Source organism: Bacillus sp. 205(2023) (assembly GCF_037027485.1).
GTDB lineage: Bacteria > Bacillota > Bacilli > Bacillales > Bacillaceae > Bacillus > Bacillus halotolerans.
Genome location: NZ_JAXCHF010000003.1, coordinates 151970 through 177036, shown reverse-complemented (window position 1 = coordinate 177036; position 25067 = coordinate 151970). Strand labels below are relative to the sequence as shown.

Annotated in this window: 29 protein-coding genes; 23 read left to right on the top strand and 6 right to left on the bottom strand. The window is 44.6% G+C overall.

The features are described from left to right. Positions 1–36 precede the first annotated feature (36 nt). The 11 genes from WA325_RS11250 to WA325_RS11200 all read left to right on the top strand — a co-directional run bounded on the left by WA325_RS11250 (position 37) and on the right by WA325_RS11200 (position 13776). Positions 37–1215, top strand: a complete 1179-nt coding sequence (locus WA325_RS11250) for an NAD(P)/FAD-dependent oxidoreductase (protein ID WP_336183628.1) — start codon at positions 37–39, stop codon at positions 1213–1215. A 200-nt stretch (positions 1216–1415) separates the two neighbouring features. After that, positions 1416–2837: a glucuronate isomerase gene (gene uxaC / locus WA325_RS11245; RefSeq protein WP_336183627.1), complete on the top strand. Its 1422-nt coding sequence runs from the start codon at positions 1416–1418 to the stop codon at positions 2835–2837. A gap of 72 nt (positions 2838–2909) precedes the next feature. Then, positions 2910–4289, top strand: a complete 1380-nt coding sequence (locus tag WA325_RS11240; RefSeq protein ID WP_336183626.1) for an MFS transporter — start codon at positions 2910–2912, stop codon at positions 4287–4289. Positions 4290–4394: 105 nt separating this feature from the next. After that, positions 4395–5408 carry an ureidoglycolate dehydrogenase gene (allD, locus tag WA325_RS11235; RefSeq protein WP_336183625.1) on the top strand — a complete coding sequence of 338 codons (1014 nt, stop codon included), beginning with the start codon at positions 4395–4397 and terminating at the stop codon, positions 5406–5408. 4 nt (positions 5409–5412) lie between these two features. Next, complete coding sequence (locus WA325_RS11230) at positions 5413–6432, top strand: zinc-binding alcohol dehydrogenase family protein (protein WP_326325837.1); 1020 nt, start codon at positions 5413–5415, stop codon at positions 6430–6432. Positions 6433–6455: 23 nt separating this feature from the next. Continuing rightward, positions 6456–7535 (top strand): mannonate dehydratase, encoded by a 1080-nt coding sequence (uxuA, locus tag WA325_RS11225; RefSeq protein WP_305933943.1) that lies wholly within the window; start codon positions 6456–6458, stop codon positions 7533–7535. Then, entirely contained in the window at positions 7532–8368 is an 837-nt protein-coding gene (locus tag WA325_RS11220) for an SDR family oxidoreductase (RefSeq protein WP_336183624.1), read from the top strand. The genes uxuA and WA325_RS11220 overlap by 4 nt, the downstream gene beginning before the upstream one ends. Positions 8369–8413: 45 nt before the next feature. Next, entirely contained in the window at positions 8414–9679 is a 1266-nt protein-coding gene (locus tag WA325_RS11215) for an MFS transporter (protein WP_105953668.1), read from the top strand. Between the two features lie 87 nt (positions 9680–9766). Further along, positions 9767–10768 carry a LacI family DNA-binding transcriptional regulator gene (locus WA325_RS11210; protein ID WP_059292966.1) on the top strand — a complete coding sequence of 334 codons (1002 nt, stop codon included), beginning with the start codon at positions 9767–9769 and terminating at the stop codon, positions 10766–10768. A 78-nt stretch (positions 10769–10846) separates the two neighbouring features. After that, a complete protein-coding gene (locus WA325_RS11205; RefSeq protein ID WP_336183623.1) occupies positions 10847–12286 on the top strand; it encodes a tagaturonate reductase in 1440 nt (479 codons plus the stop codon). Beyond that, positions 12283–13776, top strand: a complete 1494-nt coding sequence (locus tag WA325_RS11200; RefSeq protein ID WP_105953665.1) for a UxaA family hydrolase — start codon at positions 12283–12285, stop codon at positions 13774–13776. Before WA325_RS11205 ends, WA325_RS11200 begins: the two co-directional genes overlap by 4 nt. A gap of 38 nt (positions 13777–13814) precedes the next feature. Here WA325_RS11200 and WA325_RS11195 read toward each other — a convergent pair whose 3' ends face one another. Both WA325_RS11195 and WA325_RS11190 read right to left on the bottom strand, forming a co-directional pair. Further along, a complete protein-coding gene (locus WA325_RS11195) occupies positions 13815–14579 on the bottom strand; it encodes a sulfite exporter TauE/SafE family protein (RefSeq protein WP_044156273.1) in 765 nt (254 codons plus the stop codon). A gap of 338 nt (positions 14580–14917) precedes the next feature. Then, on the bottom strand, positions 14918–15382 hold the full coding sequence (locus WA325_RS11190; RefSeq protein ID WP_105953664.1) for a DinB family protein: 465 nt from the start codon (positions 15380–15382) through the stop codon (positions 14918–14920). 202 nt (positions 15383–15584) lie between these two features. Between WA325_RS11190 and rapA the strand changes: the two genes are divergently transcribed. Next, entirely contained in the window at positions 15585–16721 is a 1137-nt protein-coding gene (rapA, locus tag WA325_RS11185; protein WP_105953663.1) for a response regulator aspartate phosphatase RapA, read from the top strand. Continuing rightward, complete coding sequence (gene phrA, locus WA325_RS11180) at positions 16711–16845, top strand: phosphatase RapA inhibitor PhrA (protein ID WP_024121047.1); 135 nt, start codon at positions 16711–16713, stop codon at positions 16843–16845. The genes rapA and phrA overlap by 11 nt, the downstream gene beginning before the upstream one ends. Before the next feature lie 32 nt (positions 16846–16877). On the opposite strand, the gene WA325_RS11175 is transcribed toward phrA, so the two are convergent. After that, positions 16878–17132 carry a YciI family protein gene (locus tag WA325_RS11175; RefSeq protein ID WP_105953662.1) on the bottom strand — a complete coding sequence of 85 codons (255 nt, stop codon included), beginning with the start codon at positions 17130–17132 and terminating at the stop codon, positions 16878–16880. Between the two features lie 109 nt (positions 17133–17241). Here WA325_RS11175 and WA325_RS11170 point away from each other — a divergent pair, with 109 nt between their 5' ends. After that, entirely contained in the window at positions 17242–18189 is a 948-nt protein-coding gene (locus tag WA325_RS11170) for an N-acetylmuramoyl-L-alanine amidase (protein ID WP_105953661.1), read from the top strand. A gap of 247 nt (positions 18190–18436) precedes the next feature. On the opposite strand, the gene WA325_RS11165 is transcribed toward WA325_RS11170, so the two are convergent. Then, entirely contained in the window at positions 18437–18664 is a 228-nt protein-coding gene (locus WA325_RS11165) for a hypothetical protein (protein WP_024121050.1), read from the bottom strand. A 408-nt stretch (positions 18665–19072) separates the two neighbouring features. On the opposite strand from WA325_RS11165, the gene WA325_RS11160 reads away from it, so the two are divergent. Both WA325_RS11160 and WA325_RS11155 read left to right on the top strand, forming a co-directional pair. After that, positions 19073–19696 (top strand): poly-gamma-glutamate hydrolase family protein, encoded by a 624-nt coding sequence (locus WA325_RS11160; RefSeq protein WP_336183622.1) that lies wholly within the window; start codon positions 19073–19075, stop codon positions 19694–19696. A gap of 54 nt (positions 19697–19750) precedes the next feature. Then, the gene (locus WA325_RS11155; protein WP_024121052.1) at positions 19751–20587 is read left to right on the top strand and encodes a manganese catalase family protein; all 837 of its coding nucleotides are present in this window, start codon (positions 19751–19753) and stop codon (positions 20585–20587) included. 45 nt (positions 20588–20632) lie between these two features. Here WA325_RS11155 and WA325_RS11150 read toward each other — a convergent pair whose 3' ends face one another. Together WA325_RS11150 and xre are read right to left on the bottom strand one after the other, a co-directional pair. After that, positions 20633–21229: an ImmA/IrrE family metallo-endopeptidase gene (locus WA325_RS11150; RefSeq protein ID WP_024121053.1), complete on the bottom strand. Its 597-nt coding sequence runs from the start codon at positions 21227–21229 to the stop codon at positions 20633–20635. Positions 21230–21390: 161 nt separating this feature from the next. Further along, entirely contained in the window at positions 21391–21732 is a 342-nt protein-coding gene (gene xre / locus WA325_RS11145; RefSeq protein ID WP_024121054.1) for an HTH-type transcriptional regulator Xre, read from the bottom strand. Positions 21733–21910: 178 nt separating this feature from the next. On the opposite strand from xre, the gene WA325_RS11140 reads away from it, so the two are divergent. The 7 genes from WA325_RS11140 (at position 21911) to WA325_RS11110 (ending at position 25043) form a co-directional block, all read left to right on the top strand. After that, positions 21911–22090 carry a hypothetical protein gene (locus WA325_RS11140; RefSeq protein ID WP_336183621.1) on the top strand — a complete coding sequence of 60 codons (180 nt, stop codon included), beginning with the start codon at positions 21911–21913 and terminating at the stop codon, positions 22088–22090. After that, positions 22077–22913, top strand: coding sequence for a phage portal protein (locus tag WA325_RS11135; RefSeq protein ID WP_105953657.1), 837 nt, complete (start codon positions 22077–22079; stop codon positions 22911–22913). The genes WA325_RS11140 and WA325_RS11135 overlap by 14 nt, the downstream gene beginning before the upstream one ends. Further along, complete coding sequence (locus WA325_RS11130) at positions 22813–23613, top strand: ATP-binding protein (protein WP_336183620.1); 801 nt, start codon at positions 22813–22815, stop codon at positions 23611–23613. The genes WA325_RS11135 and WA325_RS11130 overlap by 101 nt, the downstream gene beginning before the upstream one ends. Continuing rightward, positions 23613–23780, top strand: a complete 168-nt coding sequence (locus WA325_RS11125; protein WP_105953655.1) for a hypothetical protein — start codon at positions 23613–23615, stop codon at positions 23778–23780. The genes WA325_RS11130 and WA325_RS11125 overlap by 1 nt, the downstream gene beginning before the upstream one ends. 93 nt (positions 23781–23873) lie before the next feature. Beyond that, the gene (locus WA325_RS11120) at positions 23874–24224 is read left to right on the top strand and encodes a phage portal protein (protein WP_207203504.1); all 351 of its coding nucleotides are present in this window, start codon (positions 23874–23876) and stop codon (positions 24222–24224) included. Further along, positions 24211–24417 (top strand): XtrA/YqaO family protein, encoded by a 207-nt coding sequence (locus tag WA325_RS11115; protein WP_024121060.1) that lies wholly within the window; start codon positions 24211–24213, stop codon positions 24415–24417. Before WA325_RS11120 ends, WA325_RS11115 begins: the two co-directional genes overlap by 14 nt. 116 nt (positions 24418–24533) lie before the next feature. Beyond that, positions 24534–25043, top strand: coding sequence for a sigma-70 family RNA polymerase sigma factor (locus WA325_RS11110; RefSeq protein ID WP_024121061.1), 510 nt, complete (start codon positions 24534–24536; stop codon positions 25041–25043). The last annotated feature ends 24 nt before the right edge of the window (positions 25044–25067 follow it).

Below are 25067 nucleotides of genomic sequence, written 5' to 3'. Positions count from 1 at the left end.
CAGATTCAAATTGATATAAAGGACGGAGGATATACGATGTCAAAACATATTGTCATTTTAGGCGCTGGTTATGGCGGTGTTCTTTCTGCTTTAACAGTTCGCAAACATTACACAAAAGAACAAGCACGCGTGACAGTGGTAAACAAATACCCAACTCACCAAATCATTACGGAATTACACCGTCTTGCAGCAGGCAACGTGTCTGAAAAAGCGGTTGCAATGCCGTTAGAAAAACTTTTCAAAGGCAAAGACATTGATCTTAAAATCGCGGAAGTCAGCTCTTTCTCTGTTGATAAGAAAGAGGTTGCGCTTGCTGACGGTTCTGCATTAACTTACGATGCGCTAGTAGTAGGCCTTGGTTCTGTCACTGCTTACTTCGGCATCCCAGGACTTGAAGAAAACAGCATGGTTCTTAAATCTGCTGCTGATGCTAACAAAGTTTTCAGCCACGTTGAAGACCGTGTGCGTGAGTACTCTAAAACGAAAAACGAAGCGGATGCAACAATCCTTATCGGCGGAGGCGGCTTAACAGGCGTTGAGCTTGTCGGTGAGCTTGCTGACATCATGCCGAACCTTGCGAAAAAATACGGCGTAGATCATAAAGAAATCAAATTGAAATTGGTTGAAGCAGGTCCGAAAATCCTTCCTGTTCTTCCGGATGATCTTATCGAACGCGCGACTAAAAGCCTTGAAAAACGCGGCGTTGAGTTCTTAACAGGCCTTCCTGTTACAAATGTAGAAGGAAACGTGATTGATCTGAAAGACGGATCAAAAGTTGTTGCCAACACATTTGTTTGGACTGGCGGCGTACAAGGAAATCCTTTAGTCGGCGAATCAGGTCTAGAAGTGAACCGCGGCCGTGCGACAGTTAACGATTTCCTTCAATCTACATCTCATGAAGATGTATTTGTTGCCGGTGACAGCGCAGTTTACTTTGCGGCAGACGGCCGTCCATACCCGCCAACTGCACAAATCGCATGGCAAATGGGTGAGCTGATCGGTTACAACCTTTTCGCTTACTTAGAAGGAAAAACACTTGAAACATTCCAGCCAGTAAACTCTGGTACACTTGCAAGTCTTGGACGCAAAGATGCGGTAGCCATCATTGGTGCTAATTCTACACCGCTTAAAGGTCTTCCTGCTTCCTTGATGAAAGAAGCAAGTAACGTACGCTACTTAACACACATTAAAGGACTATTCAGCCTGGCTTACTAATCCTTTCTTGTAAAATCGGACATTGCCAAAAAGAGGTCTTTTCAGGCAGCTTTACGGCAATGTCTTTTTTGCGCTTATTTGCTAACGTTCACATTTAAATTTTAAAAAGAGATTGATCACAGAGGAATATAAAGGTAAAATAAAAACAAATCAAAATGTTAACGTTAACATTTTGAAATAGAATGAAAGACGGTGAGGACATGGAACCCTTTATGGGAGAAAACTTTTTGCTGAAAAATGAAACCGCTGTCAACCTCTATCACAATTATGCGAAAGACATGCCGATTATTGATTATCACTGCCATTTGAGTCCGAAAGAAATCTATGAAAATAAGAGATTTCAAAACATGACAGAAGCCTGGCTGTATGGAGACCATTACAAATGGCGCATCATGAGAGCCAATGGAATTGAAGAAACATACATTACAGGCGATGCAGCTGATGAGGAGAAGTTCATGGCATGGGCGAGAACAGTGCCGATGGCGATTGGCAATCCGCTCTACAATTGGACCCATTTAGAGCTGCAGCGATTTTTTGGGATTTACGAGATATTAAATGAGCAATCGGCGCCAAATATTTGGAAACGGACGAATGAACTGCTGCAAGGAGAAGGCTTCGGGGCAAGGGATTTCATTGTGAAATCAAATGTAAAAGTAGTATGCACAACCGATGACCCTGTCGATTCCCTCGAGTACCACCTATTATTAAAAGAGGACAAAGATTTTCCTGTCAGTGTGCTGCCGGGATTTCGGCCGGATAAAGGGCTGGAAATCAATCGCGAAGGCTTCCCGGGTTGGGTGCAGGCGCTTGAAAAGGCTGCGTCACTTTCGATTACAACCTATGATGAGTTTTTGAAGGCTCTTGAAGAACGAGTGCGTTTCTTCCATTCAGTCGGCGGCAGAGTATCTGATCATGCGATTGATTCAATGGTGTTTGCCGAAACGGACAAAGAGGAAGCGGGCCTCATTTTTACCGCAAGATTAAACGGGGAACAGGTTTCTTACGAAGATGAGAAGAAATTCAAGACATATACGCTTCAATTTCTTTGCGGATTGTATGCTGAGCTCGACTGGGCGATGCAGTTTCATATCAATGCACTCAGAAATACGAATACGAAAATGATGAAGAAATTGGGGCCGGATACAGGCTATGATTCTATGAATGACGAAGAAATTGCGAAGCCTTTGTACAGGCTGCTGAATTCAATCGAAATGAAAAACCAGCTGCCGAAAACGATTTTATATTCGCTCAACCCAAATGATAACTATGTCATTGCCAGCATGATAAATAGCTTTCAAGACGGCATCACGCCTGGGAAAATACAATTTGGCACAGCATGGTGGTTTAACGATTCCAAGGATGGAATGCTTGATCAAATGAAAGCGTTGTCAAACGTTGGGCTTTTCAGCCGTTTTATCGGCATGCTGACTGATTCCAGAAGCTTTTTGTCGTATACACGCCATGAATACTTCAGACGGATTGTCTGCAATCTGATCGGCGAATGGGCTGAAAACGGTGAAGTGCCGAAGGATATGGAGCTTCTTGGCGGTATCGTACAAGGCATTTGCTATCACAATGCGAAACAATATTTTCAATTTCAAGAAGAAAAGGCAAACGTATAAAATAAGTTCCGCTCAGATACGTCATACTGAGCGGACATCTCATCGAAAATTCTTAAGACACAGAGGTGGAAGATGCGAGCAGAACTGGAAAATAAGGTTGTGTCGATTGAAACGGAGAAGAGGCTTTCACTGAAAGAGAAAATTTCCTATGGTTTTGGTGATTTTGGGAACGGTTTTATGTTTGATTTAGGCCAAATCTATTTATTAAAGTATTTTACTGATGTGGCGGGAATTCCGGCTGCAATGGCGGGAAGTATTTTTTTAGTCAGCAAGCTCTTTGCGGCTGTAACAGACCCCATTGTCGGCTCATCAATTGATTATCGCAAAAACATCGGCAGGCGTGGGAAATTCAGGCCTTATTTATTAATCGGCAGCATTGTTCTTGCGGTGCTTACTGTTCTTATTTTTCTGTCCCCGAATGTATCAACGATAGGCAAGCTGATTTATGCGTATGCATCCTATATACTGTGGGGCGTGGGCTATTCATTTGTAAACATTCCGTACGGTTCATTGGGAGCGGCGATGACTCAAAATACCGAAGACCGGACTTCTATCTCTACTTTTCGCCAAATCGGTTCACTCGGGGCTTTGTTTATCACGAGCGTGGCCGTCATGCCGCTGCTCGTCAAATTTGATAACCCGAAGGTAGGCTATCCGGTGGTCATGGGATTGTTTGCTGTTCTCGGTGTGCTTTGGTTTTATATTTGCTATCGCAACTGCAAGGAACGTATTGTTATTGCGGAAGCGCCAAAAGAGAAATTAACATTTTCATCTGTCGTCAAAACGTTTATAACGAACAAACCGCTGTTAACCCTTGTCCTGATGACCATTTTTTCGATTTCCGCATACAACATTAAATCCGCAATGCTCGTATACTTCGCACAATATAACCTAGGCAATGTCGAACTGATGGCTTATATGAACTTTATCATTATTGGATCTTCCTTTTTGGGCGTCGTGTTTCTGCCAAAGCTCGTTAAGATGTTTGGAAAGAAACAAACCGCAATGATCGGTTTCGGCATCAGCGTTGCCGCGGACCTGATCAACTTTATGCTTCCTTCAAATGTATATGTGTTTACCATCCTTGCAAGCATCGCGTTTATTGGGATCAGTATTCCCAATGGGATTACGTGGGCGCTTGTCTCAGATATCATTGACTACGGCGAGTGGAAATCCGGTGAGCGGAAAGAAGCAACGACATATTCCCTCTTTAACTTCTCGCGAAAGCTTGCTCAGTCATTGTCTGGATTTCTCTCGGGGATCGGATTGGGGCTTGTCGGATACATGCCGAACGTAGCCCAGACGGCACAGGCGCTGCTCGGCATTAAAGCGCTTCTTCTTCTGTATCCCGCCATTGCTTTGGCATTAGCTATGGTCATTATCGGTTTTCTTTATAAACTGACAGATCAGCAGCATGCACAGATTGTCGAAGAGCTTCAGCATAGAAACTGATCAAACAACCATATAAAGAATATTTTGAATAGTTAGCAAGTAATAATAATTTGTAAGGGTTTTCGCTAAGTGATGAAACTGAAAGAAAGGAGGCTCTTTATTGAATTGAATACGGTAACGATTTCCGCTGAAGAAGCGAAGGAACTGGTTCAGCAAAAGCTGATCGGCGCCAATTTGAATGAACGAGATGCCGAAAAAGTAGCAGACGTGCTCATACACGCCGATTTACGTAATGTGAATTCTCATGGTGTTTTGCGAACAGAACATTATGTGAACAGGCTGAGGGCTGGAGGCATCAATCCAAAAGCGTGTCCCATTTTTAAAGAAACGGGGCCGGTGACAGGAGTGCTGGACGGTGATGACGGGTTCGGCCATGTGATTGCCGATAAGGCGATGACTCATGCCATTGAAATGGCAAAGAAAAATGGTGTTGGCATGGTCACCGCGACAAACAGCAGCCATTGCGGAGCGTTAAGTTATTTTGTGCAAAAAGCGGCTGAGGAAAAACTGATCGGAATCGCTATGTCTCATACTGACAGTATTGTCGTCCCGTTTGGCGGGAGGTCTCCTTTTTTAGGCACGAATCCAATTGCTTACGGTGTGCCGGCAAAGCATAAAAAACCGTTTATCCTAGATATGGCGACGTCAAAAGTGGCATTTGGAAAGATTCTGCAGGCGCGTGAAGAGGGCGCAGAAATACCAGAAGGATGGGGAGTCGATGAAAACGGAGAGACGGTAACAGACCCTCACAAGGTCGTCTCACTTTCAGCGTTCGGGGGTCCTAAAGGCTACGGGCTGTCTGTTGTGGTGGATGTGTTTTCAGGTTTGCTGGCTGGGGCGGCTTTTGGGCCGCATATCGCTAAAATGTATGGCGATCTTGATCAAAATAGGAAGCTTGGACATTATGTTTGCGCGATCCATCCGTCCTATTTTACCGGACAAGATACGTTTTTAGAGCAGATGGACGCCATGCTTGATGAACTGCAGCAATCACCTCCGGCTAGAGGAGCCGGGCGAGTGTATGTGCCTGGCGAATTGGAGCAGCTGCATGAGGAAAGAAACAGGAAACACGGAATTTCAATTGCTCGGAGCGTGTATGAATTTTTAAAAAGCAGGTGAGAAAATGAAAGCGGTTCAAGTGCGAAAAGCGTATGATTTGGTGACAGCAGACATGGAAAAGCCTGTTCTTTCAAAGACTGATGAGGTGCTCGTCAAAGTAAAACGAGTCGGAATTTGCGGTTCTGACATGCATATTTATCATGGCACGAATCCGCTTGCGACCCTTCCGAGAGTAATCGGACACGAGGTAACGGGAGAAGTGGAGGAGGTTGGTGCGAATGTTAAAGGCCTGAAAGCCGGAGACCATGTTGTGATTGAACCGATTTCTTATTGCGGAAACTGTTATGCCTGCCGTAAAGGCCGGCCAAATGTTTGTGCGAAGCTTTCTGTGTTTGGCGTTCATGAAGACGGCGGGATGCGGGAATATGTTGTGCTTCCTGAAAAGCAGCTTCACGCGGTTTCAAAAGAGCTGCCTTGGGAGGAGGCAGTTATGGCCGAGCCTTATACAATAGGTGCCCAGGCTGTTTGGCGGGGACAGGTGGAAAAGGGTGATCGCGTTCTGATTCAGGGAGCGGGGCCTATCGGCATCTGTGTGTTAAAAATGGCAAAGCTTGCGGGTGCTTCCGTCATGATAACCGACTTAAATAATGAGCGGCTGGCATTTGCTACAGAAAACGGTGCCGACGCTGTTGTGAATGTTCAAACAGAACATGCGGCTGAGCGGGTTCGGGAATGGACGGGCAATGAAGGAGCCAATGTAGTCATTGATGCTGTCTGTCTCCCTGCGACTTTTGAGCTTTCCGTTGATGTTGTTTCTCCGGCAGGGCGTGTGGTGGTGCTTGGATTTGATGAGAGAGCGTCACAAATTCCCCAGCTCCCCATTACAAAAAAAGAAGTCACGATTACCGGCTCAAGACTCCAGACAAATCAGTTTCCGAAAGTTGTAAAGCTGCTGAATGAAGGCCGGTTAGCGCATAACGGGCTCGTCACCCATACGTTTTCAGTTGATGATGTCCATCACGCGTTTCAATTTATCAAGGAGCATCCCGATCAGGTGCGGAAGGCAGTGATCACATTTGATTAAAAGGCTCAATCCGGAGGTGTACGATGAATATTACATTTCGATGGTATGGACAAGGCAACGATACAGTCACACTTGAACACGTGAAACAAATTCCCGGGGTGAAAGGCATCGTCTGGGCTCTTCATCACAAACCTGCCGGGGAAGTGTGGGAAATAGAAGAAATCAAAGCTGAGACGGAATATATACAATCCCATGGTTTTCATGCGGAGGTTGTCGAAAGCGTAAACGTTCATGAAGCGATTAAACTGGGCAGCGAAGAACGCGGCCGATACATTGAAAATTATAAGCAGACCATCCGCAATCTGTCTGCTTTTGGCGTGAAAGTGATTTGCTACAATTTCATGCCGATTTTCGACTGGACACGCACCGACATGTTCCGTCCGCTGGAAGACGGCTCAACCGCTCTGTTTTTTGAAAAAGCCAAAGTGGAGAGCCTGGAGCCTCAAGAGCTGATCCGGACGGTGGAAGAAGCGTCTGACCTGACACTCCCAGGGTGGGAGCCTGAAAAAATGGCTCGGATCAAAGAACTGTTTGAGGCCTACAGGACGGTCGATGAAGAACAACTGTGGAACAATTTATCATTTTTTTTGAAGGAAATTCTGCCGGTTGCTGAAGCGCATGGCATTCAAATGGCCATTCATCCGGATGACCCGCCTTGGCCGATTTTTGGATTGCCGCGTATTATCACAGGAGAGGCAAGCTATGAGAAGCTGCGGGCCATATCAGACTCACCTTCTAACTGCATCACCTTATGTACCGGTTCCATGGGGGCCAATCCCGCCAATGACATGGTGGAAATTGCTAAAACATATGCCGGGCTTGCTCCATTTTCACACATTCGCAATGTGAAGATCTTTGAAAATGGGGATTTTATTGAAACGTCTCATCTGACAAAGGACGGTTCGATTAATATTCATGGGGTCATGGCAGAACTGCACAAGCAGGATTACAACGGATATGTCAGGCCGGATCACGGTCGCCATATTTGGGGAGAGCAATGCCGTCCGGGCTACGGCTTATACGATCGCGCTTTAGGCATCATGTATTTGAACGGACTGTGGGACGCGTACGAATCAATGGCGAAAAAAGAGGTGGAATTATGATTCCTCTTCATCATCGACTGGCAGGTAAAGTTGCTGTTATCACAGGGGGCAGCGGTGTGCTCTGCTCGGCCATGGCCCGGGAGCTTGCCCGCCATGGCATGAAGGTGGCGATACTGAACCGGGCAGCTGAAACAGGACAAGAGGTTGTGAGGGAAATTACGAAAGCTGGCGGCACAGCATGTTCCGTTTCTGCTGATGTGCTGGACAGGACGTCGCTAGAGAAGGCGAAGACTGATATCCTTGACCGATTTGGCGCTGTTCATCTCTTAATCAATGGAGCAGGAGGAAATCATCCCGCTGCGATTACTGATGTGGAGACATATGAAGAAGAAGGAGAAGGGCAATCATTCTTTGACATGGATGAAAACGGATTTTCAACTGTTTTTTCAACCAATTTCACTGGGGCATTTCTGGCTACCCAAGTGTTTGGAAAGGAACTGCTGAAGGCAGACTCACCAGCCATTGTGAATATTTCATCAATGAGCGCTTATTCACCTATGACGAGGGTTCCGGCGTACAGTGCGGCCAAAGCATCAATCAATAATTTTACAATGTGGCTGGCTGTGCATTTTGCGGAAACCGGACTGAGGGTTAACGCAATCGCACCAGGCTTTTTTCTGACAAAACAAAATCACGATCTGCTGATCAATAAGGATGGAAGCTTTACAGACCGCTCTAAAAAGATTATTGCGGGAACACCGATGAAGCGATTTGGAAAACCGGAGGACCTGCTCGGCACGCTTCTTTGGCTGGCGGATGATTCCTATTCAGGCTTTGTCACCGGCATCACCGTTCCTGTCGATGGAGGTTTTATCGCTTATTCAGGAGTGTGACGAAAGCAGATACAGATACTGAACCAACATAGGGGTGAGGTTGAGATGTTTTCAAAAGATAAGCTTCCAGTCATCCTTTTTTTGTTCCTGGCTGGTGTGATTAACTATCTGGACCGTTCGGCATTGTCCATTGCAGCTCCATTCATTCAGGATGATCTCACACTGTCCGCTACACAAATGGGCTTGATTTTCAGCAGTTTTTCGATTGGATATGCCGTTTTCAATTTTCTTGGCGGTGTGGCATCCGACCGCTACGGAGCAAAATTGACCTTATTTGTGGCCATGGTCGTTTGGTCGCTGTTCAGCGGAGCAGTTGCATTGGCTTTTGGCTTTGTCAGCCTGCTGATCATACGAATTTTGTTTGGAATGGGGGAAGGGCCGCTTTCGGCGACCATCAATAAAATGGTCAATAACTGGTTTCCGCCGACTCAGCGGGCGTCTGTTGTCGGAGTCACAAATAGCGGAACGCCCCTTGGCGGAGCCATTTCCGGCCCAATTGTCGGCATGATCGCCGTTGCATTCAGCTGGAAGGTCTCCTTCGTTCTCATCATGATCATCGGATTGATTTGGGCATTTCTCTGGTTAAAATTCGTAAAAGAAAAGCCGGCTGAGCCAATGGGCAATGCTCCTGCGATGAAAGTTGAAGCCGCTCCCGAGGAGAAAATTCCGCTGACCTTTTATCTGAAACAAAAAACAGTCTTGTTCACGGCGTTTGCTTTTTTCGCTTACAACTACATCCTCTTCTTCTTTTTGACGTGGTTTCCGAGCTATCTTGTCGAGGAGCGGGGGTTAAGTGTTGGGTCAATGAGTGTCATCACAGTCATTCCGTGGATTTTAGGATTTATCGGCCTGGCAGCCGGGGGATTTGTTTCGGACTATGTATACAAAAAAACAGTCCGGAAAGGCGTGCTGTTTTCGCGTAAAGTCGTGCTCGTCACGTGTTTGTTTTCTTCCGCGGTATTGATTGGTTTGGCAGGGCTTGTCACCACAACTGTAAGCGCTGTTACGCTCGTGGCTCTGTCTGTCTTCTTTTTATATTTGACGGGCGCGATCTACTGGGCTGTTATTCAGGATGTAGTCGACCAAAAGAATGTCGGTTCGGTTGGCGGATTCATGCATTTTCTCGCCAACACCGCAGGCATCATCGGTCCCGCTTTAACCGGCTTTATTGTTGACCGGACGGGTACTTTTTCTGGCGCATTTTTACTTGCCGGAGGGCTGGCCGTCTTCGCTTCACTGGCTGTCATCCGTTTTGTGCGGCCGATCATCGGCAGCGCAGCAGGAACGCATGATGATACGGTTTCTTATTAATCTGGAAATATGGTGGGAGAGGCGTTGTGTTTGATGATACAATATGTAATAACGAATCGTAGCCGGTATGATAAGGAAGGGAAATAGATGGTAACCATTAAAGATATCGCAAAACTTGCAAACGTATCCCACACAACCGTTTCCAGAGCACTCAATAACAGCCCTTATATTAAAGAACACACGAAGAAAAAAATATTGGAGCTCGCCTCACAGCTCAACTATACACCGAATGTGAATGCAAAAAGCCTTGCAATGCAAAAATCCCATACGATCGGGCTTTTCTTTACAAGCATCACAAACGGAACCTCACACAGTTTTTTCGCTGATACCATAAAAGGCGTAAACCAGGCAATCAGCGAGGAGTACAATCTGTATGTGCGCGGCATTGATGATCTGAAAAGCTATGACTCTGTAACACCAATGAGATATGACGGAATTATTTTAATGAGTCAAAGTGATATTGATAATTCTTTTATTTATCATATTCGGGAAAAAAAGATCCCGCTCGTCGTGCTGAACCGGGATATCGATGACAGAGGCATTACCAACATATTGTCCAATGACAAGGAAGGTTCTCAGGAAGCTGTAGAATACTTGATTAAAAACGGACATCAAGACATCGCCATCATTGAGGGAATCGAAGGATTTAAATCATCTCAGCAGCGAAAGGAAGGCTACTTAGCGGCGCTGATTCGCCATCATATACCGATCAAACATGAATACAGTGTAAAAGGGCAATACGATATGGAGAGCGGCTTTCAGGCGATGGAACGCCTGCTGGCGCTTCCGAACACTCCAACCGCTGTCTTTTGTTCGAATGATGACATGGCGATCGGAGCAATGAATGCCATATTTGCCAAGGGGATGCGCGTGCCTGATGATATATCTGTCATCGGGTTTGATGATATTGGTTTTTCGCAATATATCACGCCAAGGCTTTCTACAGTGAAACGTCCTGTTGAAAAAATCAGCGTGCTCGGTGCAAAAAAATTATTGGCGCTGATCAGCACACCTGATACGAAAGCAGAAAAAATCTTTGAAAACACAGAGTTTATGGTGCGTGATTCAGTAAAAGATGTCACGACATGATGCCCCGTTTTTCCAGCGGGCATTCTTTATACAGAGAAATGTTAACGTGTGCATAAATCCGAAAGGGAGGCAATGACGGTGCAAAAGCTGAATAAAAAATTGTACGAAAGCTATACACAGTATCCGGAAAGGATTCTCCAGTTTGGAGAAGGAAATTTTCTGCGGGCGTTTGTCGATTGGCAAATTGAGCAATTGAATCGACATACTGATTTCAATGGAAGTGTCGCAGTTGTACAGCCGAGAGGTTCAGAGAAAATCAAAAGATTAAATGACCAGGATGGCTTGTATACTCTTTTTTTACAGGGAATGAAGGATGGAGAAGCGGTAAACGAAAAGATGATTATCAATTCAATCAGCCGCGGGATTGATCTGTTTTCCGACTATGACGAGTTCAAAAAGTTGGCTTCAAGCGAATCACTGCGTTTTATCATTTCTAATACGACCGAAGCTGGTATTGTTTGTGAGAAAGAAGACCGCTTAGAGGATAGGCCGCAAAAAACATTTCCAGGGAAATTAACAGCTTTTCTGTACTTTCGCTACCAAGCTTTTGCCGGAGACGAGACAAAAGGGTGTGTCTTGATTCCGTGTGAGCTGATTGAGAATAACGGGCAAAAGCTGAAGGAAGCGATTTTGCATTATGCTGATCTATGGGAGCTGGAAGAGGGGTTTGCGCAATGGATTCAGAACGCCAACACGTTTTGTAATAGTTTAGTAGACCGCATTGTTCCCGGTTTTCCTGTAGACAGCATTAATGAGATCACTGCGGAATTAGGCTATCAAGATGAACTGGTTGTTGTGGGAGAACAGTATTATTTATGGGTGATTGAAGGGCCGAATTGGATTGGAGAAGAATTGCCCTTTGCGGCAGCCGGTCTTCATACAAAGATTGTCAGCGATCTGACCCCATACAGGACGAAAAAAGTGAGAATTTTAAATGGTACGCATACGGCAATGACGCCAGTGGCTTCTTTATACGGTTTGAAAACGGTGCGTGATTCAGTTGAACATCCGGCAGTGGGGCGCTTTGTTGAGGATCTGATTCATGATGAAATACTTCCTGTTTTGAAAATGGAAGGGCTTACTCAATATGCAGAGGATGTGCTGAATCGCTTTAAAAACCCGTACATCAAACATTATGCAGAAAGCATCGCACTGAATTCAGTGTCAAAATTCAAAACGAGAAATCTGCCGACCCTTCAGGAATATGTTGAACAGAAGGGACAGCTTCCTGCACGTTTAGTGTTTTCATTCAGCGCGCTTCTGTATAGTTATCGGAATAGGGAAATGCAGGATGACCCGGCTGTTCTTCGATTTTTCCAAGAGGTTTGGAATCAGGAGAGCGGAGATATGCTCCGTATCGCTTCAGCCTTATTAGGAGAACAATGGCTGTGGGGAGCAAATCTGAATGAGATTCCGAAGCTGACTGAGAGAGTCGCTGAGTACTTGAATCATATTCATGAACTGGGAATGGAGCGGGCTCTTGAACAATGCTGTCTGCAAAGGGGGAAAGTGCTGTGAAATCATTTATAAAGATTCATAGACAGGATAATGTTTTGCTTGCTCTGCGTGATATTCAGAAGGGAGAGCGGCTGAATGCGGGCGGCGTGATGATTGAAGTAAAAGATGATATTAAAAGAGGGCATAAGATTGCATTGCAGCATATAAAGGAAAACGACAGCATCATCAAATACGGGTTTCCGATCGGGCATGCGTTAAAAGATATTTTTATTGGAGAGCATATTCATGTTCATAATACAAAAACAAATTTATCTGATATCCAAACGTACAGTTATACACCGAAATTTGAACAAAATCCATACACACATGAGAACCGGACATTTAAAGGATATAGAAGAGTAAACGGCAATGCCGGTGTTCGCAATGAATTGTGGATCGTGCCAACCGTCGGCTGTGTCAATGGAATTGCCGAAAAAATGCTTCAGCGGTTTGTCAGAGAAACGGGGGATATTGCCCCGTTTGACAATGTGTTAGTGTTAAAACATCAATACGGATGTTCACAGCTTGGCGATGATCATGAAAATACTAGGCAAATCTTGCTGAACGCCATTCGCCATCCAAATGCCGGCGGTGTCTTGGTGCTGGGGCTCGGCTGTGAAAATAACGAGTTGGCAGCAATGAAAAAAGCGCTTCAGGATGTCAACAAGGATCGGGTGAAGTTTCTTGAATCCCAGTCGGTGACAGACGAAATGGAGGCAGGTGTCGCATTGCTGAAGGACATCCATGAAGCGGCCAAAGGGGATAAACGGGAAGACATCCCGCTTTCTGAACTGAAAATAGGGTTGAAATGCGGGGGGTCTGACGGTTTTTCCGGCATCACAGCGAACCCATTGCTCGGACGATTTTCTGATTATATCATTGCGCAGGGAGGCAGCACGGTGCTGACGGAGGTGCCGGAGATGTTCGGGGCGGAAACGCTGCTGATGCAGCGGGCTGCCAATGAAGAGGTATTCCATAAAATTGTCGATTTAATCAATGATTTTAAACAATATTTTATACAGCATGATCAGCCGGTGTACGAAAACCCTTCGCCAGGCAACAAAGCAGGCGGCATTTCCACCCTTGAGGATAAATCGCTGGGCTGCACGCAAAAGGCGGGGATTTCTCCTGTCTCAGATGTATTAAAATACGGTGAAGTGCTTCAGACAAACGGACTGACGCTATTGAGCGCGCCTGGCAATGATTTAATCGCCTCCTCCGCATTGGCTGCGGCGGGCTGCCACATTGTTTTGTTTACAACGGGGCGAGGCACGCCGTTCGGCACTTTTGTTCCAACGGTAAAGGTGGCGACGAATACACAGCTGTACGAGACGAAGCCGCACTGGATTGATTTTAACGCAGGTCTCTTAGCAGAGGATGATGTTCATGAGGAATTTGTGCTTCGTGAGTTTATCGATTATATCACGAAGGTTGCAAGCGGAGAGCTTGTGAATCACGAAAAAAATGACTTCAGAGAGCTTGCCATTTTTAAATCGGGTGTGACGCTATAAACCAAGAAAGGCTATCCTGTACAGGATAGCCTTCTTGATTAAATCAGCTTTAATCCGCTGATTAAGATAATGGATGCCATAATAAATTGCAGCGGACGGGGTGAAAATCTAGGTGAGAGATGACTGCCAACCAGCACCCCCGGAATGGAACCGATAAGCAAATTGGCCGCTAACAAATAATCAACACTCCCGAAGCTTGCATTTAAAATACCTGCCGCAGTAACGAGCAGAAAAGCATGCGCAATATCTGTTCCGACAATGTCGGATGTTTTCATTTTAAATAAGTACAGCATAGCAATCGCAAACAACGAGCCGGAACCGATCGACGTCAAGCCGACGATAAATCCAAACACGACACCGATAAGAATCGTAAGCATCCGCTTATCTTCTAGCGGCATCAGCTGCCAGCGGTTCGGGCGAAGTTTTTTGTCCAGAAACAGGCGGACGATGATCGAAATGGCAACTAGGGTCAACACATAACCAAGAGCGTGTTTAATAATCTCTTCCTGATGCTGGTGGAAGGCGGGAAACAAATGAAGTATGCCAATGGCTATAGAAGCACTCGGAATACTGCCGATGGCTAAGTATTTTACCAATTTAAAATTGATTGTTTTCTGCCGCCAATGGGACGCAACACCAAACAGCTTGGTGATCGAGTTATAGACAAGGTCCGTACCGACTGCAATGGAAGGATTGATTCCAAGCACTATTAAAAGAGGAGTTAAAAGCGCAGCTCCGCCTACACCTGTCAATCCGACTAAGACACCGACTAACAAACCCATCAAAATGATGCTAACACTCATGATAAAGGCCTCCTGAAAACCCGACTATTTTTATCAGATTATATATGATTAGGTCGCTTTAATCAATTAAATTTTTTGAATATTTGTACGTGTGTTTCTTTGATTTTTGTATGCTCAATATCTTTATTCATTTGCCCTATAATGAGTGTCAGGAGGACGAGATGGGATTGAGTTTGATCGGTTAAAACAGGTCATTCGGGGCGGTATTTGGCTGAATGAGATCACCAGTCAGCTATATGCAAATACCGGCTGTCACTGGGAATCGCGGTGTGTTGGATACGGTAGTGAACTGAAGGCAATAAAAAAAGATACCTTTAGATCAGGTATCTTTTTTTAGGTTACATACGCTGCTGATAAAAAGGCAGCTCCGTATGGCCCATTTCTCTTACATAAACAAATAGGTTGCCTTTATGGTGAATTTCATGCTCCATCGCAAGCTGAAGCAATGCGCTGCCAGTGACTTTTCTTCCGAAAGTGGCTGTCAGGTCAATTTCTCTGTCAAGGTGTTCCTCAGTGAGCTGCTCAAGGATGGCAGCCGTTTTTTCTGTAAACGTTTTAGCCAAAACATTGAGATCTGTTTCCGTTTCTTCCTGCTTGTTTTGAAAAGGTGAGGCATTGCCTTCTTTAATGACATTTGCGAACAGATGGAAAGTCGTCAGGATGTGCTTGACAAGCTCTTCTGCTGACATTGATGTTTCCGTCGGTTTGTAGCTGTAATGATTTTTGCTGATTTTTTCTGTCAGCTCAATCGTCACATTGCGATGTGACAAAAAATGACTCACAATTTGAGTGGATTGGCTCAATAGAATCTCCTCCATATGTAAAAATAAATGGTGCAATGAAATCCTATATCAATGGGCATAAATTAACAAGCAATATGCTGAGAAGTGATTGTATTTTTTGCGGTTAGCCGAAATTCGACAATTGCGGTCTTTTTGCGTTCTTCTTTTTCTTGTAAATATGATAAAATATGACATATCTCGGGTATATAAAAGGGGGGATTAATTGAGGATGAAGCAGACTATTCCGTCCTCTTATGTCGGGCTTAAAATTAATGAATGGTATACCCATATCCGGCAGTTTCACGTAGCTGAAGCCGAACGGGTCAAGCTCGAAGTAGAAAGAGAAATCGAGGATATGGAAGAAGATCAAGATTTGCTGCTGTATTATTCTTTAATGGAATTTAGGCACCGTGTTATGCTGGATTACATTAAGCCTTTGGGAGAGGACACCTCGCAGCTAGAGTTTTCAGAATTATTAGAAGACATCGAGGGGAATCAGTACAAGCTGACAGGACTGCTCGAATACTACTTTAACTTTTTTCGCGGGATGTATGAATTTAAGCAGAAAATGTTTGTCAGTGCCATGATGTACTATAAGAGGGCAGAAAAGAACCTTGCCCTTGTGTCAGACGACATTGAAAAAGCTGAATTTGCTTTTAAAATGGCTGAGATCTTTTACAATTTAAAGCAGACTTATGTCTCTATGAGCTATGCCGTTCAGGCGTTAGAAACGTATCAGATGTATGAAACGTACACTGTCCGCAGAATCCAATGTGAATTCGTTATTGCAGGTAATTATGATGATATGCAGTATCCAGAAAGAGCATTGCCCCATTTAGAACTGGCTTTAGATCTTGCAAAGAAAGAAGGCAATCCCCGCCTGATCAGTTCGGCCCTTTACAATCTCGGGAACTGTTACGAGAAAATGGGTGAACTGCAAAAGGCAGCCGAATACTTTGAGAAATCTGTTTCTATTTGCAAGTCGGAAAAGTTCGATAATCTTCCGCATTCTATCTACTCATTAACACAAGTTCTGTATAAACAAAAAAATGATGCCGAAGCGCAAAAGCAATATCGTCAAGGATTGGAAATCGCCCGTCAGTATAGTGATGAATTATTCGTGGAGCTTTTTCAATTTTTACATGCGTTATACGGAAAAAACATTGACACAGAATCAGTCTCACACACCTTTCAATTTCTTGAAGAACATATGCTGTATCCTTACATTGAAGAGCTGGCGCATGATGCTGCCCAATTCTATATAGAAAACGGACAGCCTGAAAAAGCACTTTCCTTTTATGAGAAAATGGTGCACGCACAAAAACAAATCCAGAGAGGAGATTGTTTGTATGAAATCTAAATGGATGACAGGTTTGTTGCTCGTTGCGGTCGGGTTCAGCTTTACTCAGGTGATGGTCCATGCAGGAGAAACAGCAGATACAGAGGGAAAAACATTTCATATTGCGGCACGCAATCAAACATGATGATGACAAAAAAAGACCCTCAGGGGTCTTTTTTATTTCAGATTCCATTCCTTTATGGCCAGCTCAGAGGACCCGCTGGACACCAATGGATCAGCTTGTCCGATTTCGCGCGCCTCTTCCAGTGAACCCGCTTTGATAACGTATGCTCCGCCTGTGGCGTCGCTGAAAGGCCCGAACATTTTTAAGCGTTTTTCTGCCTGCAGACGGTCCAAAAATTCATAGTGTCCGGCTGCATGCTCCTGATTGAATTGATCTGTTCTCGTAGTCAGTATTAAGTACGTATTCAAGAATGTCCCCTCCTTTTGAACTTTAGCTTAGCACAATTATCCATATAGCGGTGCTTTTCGTCCTACGAATGCCACCTATTGATGAAAAAAGAAAAAGGAGAGATGATAGGTGAGCATTCAAGTGAAGAAAAATTTGGTTTCTGAGGCGAAGTACGCGCTGAAATGCCCGAATGCGATGTCCGCTGAATATATTACCATTCACAACACGGCAAATGACGCGTCCGCTGCCAACGAAATTAGCTACATGATCGGAAACACCAGCTCGACAAGCTTTCATTTCGCGGTTGATGATAAAGAGGTGATTCAAGGATTGCCGCTTAACCGTAACGCTTGGCATACTGGTGACGGCACAAACGGTACAGGCAACCGCAAGTCGATTGGCGTTGAAATTTGCTACAGCAAATCGGGAGGCCCAAAGTACGAGGCAGCTGAGGCATTAGCGATCTCTTTTGTGGCACAGCTTTTGAAGGAGCGGGGCTGGGGAATTGATCGAGTCAGAAAGCACCAAGACTGGAACGGAAAATACTGCCCGCACCGCATTTTATCAGAGGGGCGCTGGGAGCAAGTCAAGGCGGCAATTGAAGCGGAATTAAACGGCAGCGTTTCAGCGAAAAAGGCTTCTTCTTCTGCGCAAGTGTATCATGTGAAAAAAGGAGATACGCTGTCCGGTATCGCAGCATCACACGGTGTCAGTGTGAAAACTCTGCAAAGCTTAAATCACATCACTGATCCAAATTACATTAAAGTCGGACAGGAGATCAAGCTTTCCGGGACCGCCTCTTCCTCTAAAAGCCATGCCGCATCCTCTTATCCGCTGCCATCGGGGGTAATCAAAGTAACGAGCCCGCTGACAAAAGGCACAAAAGTAAAGCAGGTTCAGACTGCGCTGGCAGCTCTTTATTTTTATCCTGATAAAGGGGCGAAGAATCATGGGGTTGACGGTGTATATGGGCCAAAAACAGCAAATGCTGTCAAACGCTTTCAATCTGTCAGCGGATTAACGGCAGACGGCATTTACGGGCCGAAAACGAAAGCTAAAATTGAACAAAAACGATAATGAAAAAAAGGAAGCTTCACTTGAATGGAGCTTCCTTTTTCCCTTACAAACAAACGGCAGCGAGAACCTTTTGACTGATTTGGCACAGCAGGAGAGTGCCGCGCCATAATAGGATGTTAAGAGTTATGAACAATTTGCTGGGCACGAAGTTGACAAGAAATCTAGAAAAGCAAAAACCTTCGAGCAATAAAATAGAAAATAAAAAGACCCGGTGATCACCGGGGAAAAGAAATAGAAAGTTACAGGTTTAGTAATACTTTTTATATTCTACTTTGTAATCATAGTCATGCTTGTCATGGTCATAACACTTTTTGCCGTGGTCATAATATTTTTTGTCATGGTCATAGTACTTTTTGTCGCAATCATAATCTTTCTCATGATCATCATAATACTTTTTATCGTGGTCGTAATACTTCTTGTAGTACTTCTTTTTGTAAGTGTAATACTCTTCTTTATATTTTTTATAATAACCCATACTAAACCCTCCTTTAATGTTTGATCAGTTTTATTATATGGATTAAAAAAGAGATGGTATGGTCAAATGTATTCGTCATCAAAAAAAGGCTGTTTTCAAAAACAAACTGATAAAAATGATAGCGTGCCATCTTACATAAGCCTTTTAAAAGAATGATTTATAACATTTATACTTAATCCACCTGTAGATCGACGGCATAAGGCCCCCATTTAAACGCCGCAGTTTTTCTTTCTAGTAAAATAAGTGCTTACTCTTCTTTCGCCTCAGCTGTTGAAAGAGTTGACACATTCCAGCAATATATCGATAAATCCCTTCATATATCTCCTGATATGGAAATACGATAAAAAGGTTTTCATTCATAGATGAGTAGAGTAAACTGGTGCTGACTGATAAAGGAGAGCGCTTAACATGAAAGATATGTATGACAGTTTTTTATCTCTTTCTGCGTCTGAATCGGAATACCGGATTATTTATGAAGAGAACAGCGGGAGCGAGCATATTGTCATCGGCCCTCACGGCGGAAGAATTGAGCCGGGCGTCAGCGAACTGGTGCGGGCATTTGCTGATCAAAGTTCCATTTATATCTTTGAAGGATTGAAGCAGCGCAACAACCGTTCGCTCCACCTGACAAGCACTCGTTTTGATGAACCGCTTGCCATAGAAAAAGTAAACGCTCACCGATTCGCGCTGGCATTTCACGGCTATCGTGATCTGAAAAAGCCGCATACATTGGTCGGGGGCGCGGATCGGATAAAAGCAGTAGCCATTTGCGAGTTGCTGAATGAGGCAGGTTTCAGTGCGGAACTGGTCAGTGAAAAAGACCGGCTGGCAGGTGTTCATCCGCAAAATATCGTCAATCGGACGAAAAGGGAGATGGGGCTGCAGCTGGAACTGAGTACGGCGCAGCGGAGCGCGCTATTTCACAATTTTGGCTGCCGTAAGGGACAATACATAGAAAACAATCTTTTTTCTCGATATGTGAATGCCGTTAAGCTTGGTTTTTATGGAAGAAGCAAGCAGGACCTGCAATAACTGCCCATTCCTTCATATGCTGTGATTGTTTGAATGCGCAGGGAGGAATGAACGATGTTTTATCATATTAAAGAGCTTCAATATCAGGCAAAGCCTTCCCATCCGGATCCTGTTTATGCAAAAAAGCTCCAAGAGGTGCTGGGCGGCCAATTTGGTGAAATTAGTGTGATGATGCAATATTTGTTTCAGGGTTTTAACTGCAGGGCGGATGCCAAGTATAAAGATTTGCTATGTGATGTGGGGACGGAAGAGATCGGACATGTGGAAATGTTGGCAACAATGATTTCCAGGCTTCTGGATGATGCTCCCGCTGATGTACAGGAAAATGCTTATAAAAGCAACCCCGCTATTGCAGCAGTGATGTCAGGGATGAATCCTCAGCACGCTATTGTGTCCGGCTTGGGTGCGATGGCATCAGATAGTGAGGGCTATCCGTGGAATGCAAAATACATTATCTCAAGCGGAAATCTGCTGGCGGATTTCCGTGCAAACTTAAATGCGGAAGCTCAGGGGCGCCTTCAGGTGACACGGCTTTACGCCATGACTGATGATCCCGGGGTAAGAGATATGCTGTCATTTTTGATTGCAAGGGATACTTATCATCAAAATATGTGGTATGCAGCGATTAAAGAGCTGGAAGAAAGAGAACGGGATATTGTCGTTCCCACGACATTTCCGCGTGAGCTAGAAAAGCAGGAAGTATCCTATGACCTGTTTAACTTTTCCAGAGGGGATGAAAGCTCACAGGGAAGGTGGGCTCACGGTGAATCATTTGACGGCCGGGGAGAATTCAGATATATACCGGCTCCGATTGCATTTGGTCCGGAACCTCATCTTAAACCGGCACCGAAGTGGTTGCATGATACGATGCCTCCCATGTCAAAATGCTAGTTTCTCTGCCGGGCTGAGGACATATGTCCCCAGCCCGTTTTCATGTCAGCCACGCCTTCTGATATTGTACAGTGCTTTTGCTTCCGCTACCTGTAATGGGGGCTGATCTTCCTCATATTCCGCTTTTGGCCGCTTATCAGATAATAAATAAGCAAGCCGCTTCTGAAATTGAATACCTGCTTTACGCCGTTCAAACATTTCAAGTCTTTTCTCAGCAAAGTCCTTTGTTACCCGGAATACCGTCGCAATGGTTGCAAGAGCCTGACTTCTCCATTGCGGCAGTTCCATCTGCAACAGCATAAAGGTTGGCACACAGAAGTGGTACATAAATTGGTTCGCCTGAAATTCCTGCAGCTCCCTGAAGAGCTTGTTCATCTGAAAATGATTGCCTGCATGCTTTAATACGTGGCACAGTTCATGGCCAAAATCCTCCCATTGCTCTTCCTGGGACTTTTTTTGGTTCAATATGATACTGTACATGCCGTCGTATTTCACCATCATGCTTCCCATATCCTCGAAATGAACCCATATATCAAGATCGTTTGCGATTTTCAGCATGTCAATGTGATGGGGAGAGGTGATGCCCAGCCTGCTGTATAAATTTTTTACGTATTCCTCCAGATGTGATAAGTAATCGCCCAATTGAATACTCCCTTTCGAACATACGTTCTGTTTATAGCGAGAAAGAAAAGCCCGTTTAGGACTAAAAAGTGTGTTGAAATCTTTCCCTTTTCTTTAAAAAATAAACACTTTTTTCTTTATATCGGTCTATTTTTTATATGTTTTAGAGAACAGAGAAATATTTATTTGTTTTTCGGTTTCCGGTTTTTCTCTTTTTCTTTTAAATAGTTGATAAATTCGATGGCCTGCTGCTTGCTTTCCGGGGAAAAATCCTGCATATCCCGGTATGCGAGCTGCAAGTCCGGATCAGAAAACATATCATCATCAGATTTTTTTTCTTTTCCTGTTAATAAGTAATCCGTTGTCACTTGGAAGTAATCAGCCAGCTTTTGCAGTGTGTCGTAATCAGGTTCGCTTCGCCCGTTTTCATAATGAGAATATCGTGCGCGCGATACACCGATGTGAGATGCGATTTCTTCCTGTGTCCTTTTTCCTCTGAGACTCTTCAATCTGCCGCCTATCATACTATGACCTCTCTTTTTTTAACTCCCTAAGTTACTTATGATTATAGATACAATCTGTATCAAAATAAAGTTATGATAAAAAAAGTATCAAAAATAACTTGATGATACGGAATGTATCGTTTATACTTGGTAACAGTTGATACGAATTGTATCAAAGACAAATCGGGAGAGTGATCATATGCATCCGATTCAAATCGTTTTTAGTGAACATCCGATAGATCAGCGCCATCTCGGACAATCCGGCGGCTCCATTTCTTTTACGGCATGCGGCTTTCCGGTATTCCATTTTGAAAATCGAGAACAATTTCAAGCATACTTGCTGTTAAAAGAAGAGGTGAAACGCAATGAAAAGGGATAAAAGCTATCCTTTTCCCATGTATTCAGGGCTCTTGAATTCAGAACATTATGACAAAATAGGCTCGGCCCTGTGGCTGTTTCTCTGGTTTATCAGCTCAACGACAAAAGAAATTGAGAAGGACGGCGTGAGCTGGGGAATTGTGCTCGGTCATAAGCCATTAAAAGCAAGAGAGATGGCGGCCGTATTCGGTGTAAGTGAAAAAACAGTCAGAAGATGGCTGGAGCTTCTTGAAAGCCATGGATACATAAAGGCTGCCCGCGCGCCATACGGACTCATGATTTCTGTGAAGCACTCTAAAAAATTCAGCTTCAGATCGGACAAAACTGCACACCGCAGCGATAATGAGCGGTCATTTTCGCCGCTGGCACAGGACAAAGAAGACCGCTCTAATATAGATAAAACAAAAACATATACTGCTGCTGATGATGCAGTGGATCACATTGCGAAGCGGTTTACACAATTACGGTCGGCTCAAGAAGGACGCACCGTGTATCCTTCCTCCAGAGATTATCAAGCCATCGCCCGTATTGTCGCCATCGGCGTTCCCGTAACGCAAACAATCAAATGGCTTGAGGAATGTTTTCAAGCTTTTGAAAACCGGCGAACCGCTGCTTCAGAAACGATAAAGGCCTTTCGCTACTGTTCGAAATTCATCGAAGACCGATTTTTCGCGCAGCAAGCCAAAAAGACCGCTGCAATACAACATGAGAGGAATGAAAGTAATGACAAAACATACAATCGAGCAGATTTTAGACGAGTTGAGAAAAGGGAGACGTCCATTACTGGCGGACAAACCGGCCGAATCAGACACAAGCCGGTATGATTGCCAGCGATGCAAGGATCAGAGAGGATATCTCAGCCGGCAAGACGGTCTGGAAGTGTGGACAATGTGCAGCTGTATGGCAGAACGAAAAGTGAAACGGCTGCTTGGCGCAAGTGAAATTACACCTGCTTTCAGACAGCTTGGCTTTCATGAATTCCGCACCCAAGGGAAGCCGCAGGCCGTCAAGGACGCGTTTGAATGCGCCAAAGAGTTTGTGGCGGATTATGAACAAATCAAGGACAGCCGGAAAAACAGCATCGCCCTTTTGGGTCAGCCTGGTTCCGGGAAAACACATCTTCTTACCGCTGCGGCCAATGACCTGATGAGAAAGCGCCATGTGCCGGTCATTTATTTTCCATTCGTCGAAGGCTTTATTGATTTAAAAAATGATTTTGATCTTTTGGAAGCCAAGCTGAACCGAATAAAGCAGGCAGATGTGCTGTTCATTGATGATCTCTTTAAACCGGTAAACGGCAAACCGCGCGCCACTGATTGGCAGCTGGAACAAATGTATTCCGTTTTGAACTACCGCTACTTAAATCATAAACCGATTCTGCTTTCAAGCGAGCTTACGATTGAAACGCTCGTCCGGGTTGATGAAGCGATCGGCACGAGAATCTATGAAATGTGCAGTGATTATTTAGTGATTATCAAAGGAACAGCGTATGACCTGAATCATAGATTGGAGGGCATCAGATAATGTGCAAGCTCTGTAAGACAAAGAAAGTAATTGTTGAACATACCGGGATCGGAACGGTTTTTCATCCATGTCCGAACTGCCGGTCCGGCAATGATTTAACGCCTGTTATTCAAAAGCTGGAACAAATGCTGACAGCCGGAAAAGCGGGGCTGAATGCCCGTGATTAAACAGCTGGCTGCTCTGTTCGCGTTGCTGTTTCGGGCGAAGCGGACAGAAAAAAACATCGAACAATGGTACAAGGATGACGGGAAGTGAAGCAGATGCCGGAAACAAAACAATTTGAAATGAGTCCTGCGCCGTGGCGTGCTGTCGCATGCGGGGATGAGAAGCCAATTTATATCTATTCTGCTTACAGTGAAGAAGAAAAAGAGAGATTCCCTTATTCAAACGGCCGGCTGATCGCCGCTGTATTTGACCTCAGCTCTTTTTCGCAAATAAGCAATGCCAACTTGATGGCAGCCGCACCTGAGCTGAAGGAAGCGGCTAAAGCGGCGCTGGATTTTCTGAACGGGAATTCCGCTCATTCCAAGGAGCACATCATAAAGGTATTAGAAGAAGCCAACAAAAGCGCTGAACCCGAAAGGAAGGAAATGACACATGATCAACCCTAAAAAACTCGTAAATATTGATTCCATCACGCTTGACAGCCAGCTTGAGGATGGGAAAATCCGCGTTATTATAGTCGACGGCATAAAGCAAGAAGCCTGGATCACAGAAGCTCCGGAGCACGGGAAAACGCTTGTTGAAACGAGAAAGGGAGACCTTGCCCGCGTAGAATTTGAAATCGGCTACAAATTAAATTAAAGCGAAAAAAGAATACGTCCAAGACGGAAAGCCTGCGGACACTGATCAACATGCACAGCATTTGTGCGTTGATTGGTGTCCGCTTTTTTATTGCACAAATGAGGAGGAATCATAGAATGCAAGACTTATTATTTGAATATAAACGCACATTAAAACAAACAAGAACACAATATAAACCGCTCGCTGAAGCAGATGAATCAGTGCTCTCAGCTGAGGACATGAAGGATAAAAAGATTATCAGAAACATCATCACAGACCTTGAATATGTAACAGAATGGCTTGAAAAAGGAAGACAGCCCGGCATCAGACGGGCGATTGACCGGCGTGATGCGTATCAGCGGCTGATGATCAAAGATCCAAGAATCATAGAATCATTTTCTTGCGATATGATGTTTGAGCCGGACGGACAGGTATCTGAGGAAGACAGGGAGAGAATCCGAGAAGCTTTATCCCTTTTAACGGACAGGGAGAAAGAAATGTTTTTGCTGCACAAGGTGGAATGCTTTTCTTATGAACGCATTGCCGATCTTCTTGGCGTCAAAAAATCAACTGTGCAGACAACAATCAAACGGGCTTTATTAAAGATGCAAAGACAGCAGGAGGAAATAAACCGATCGCTTGCCTGAATGCTTGTCATACGTTTGCCACCT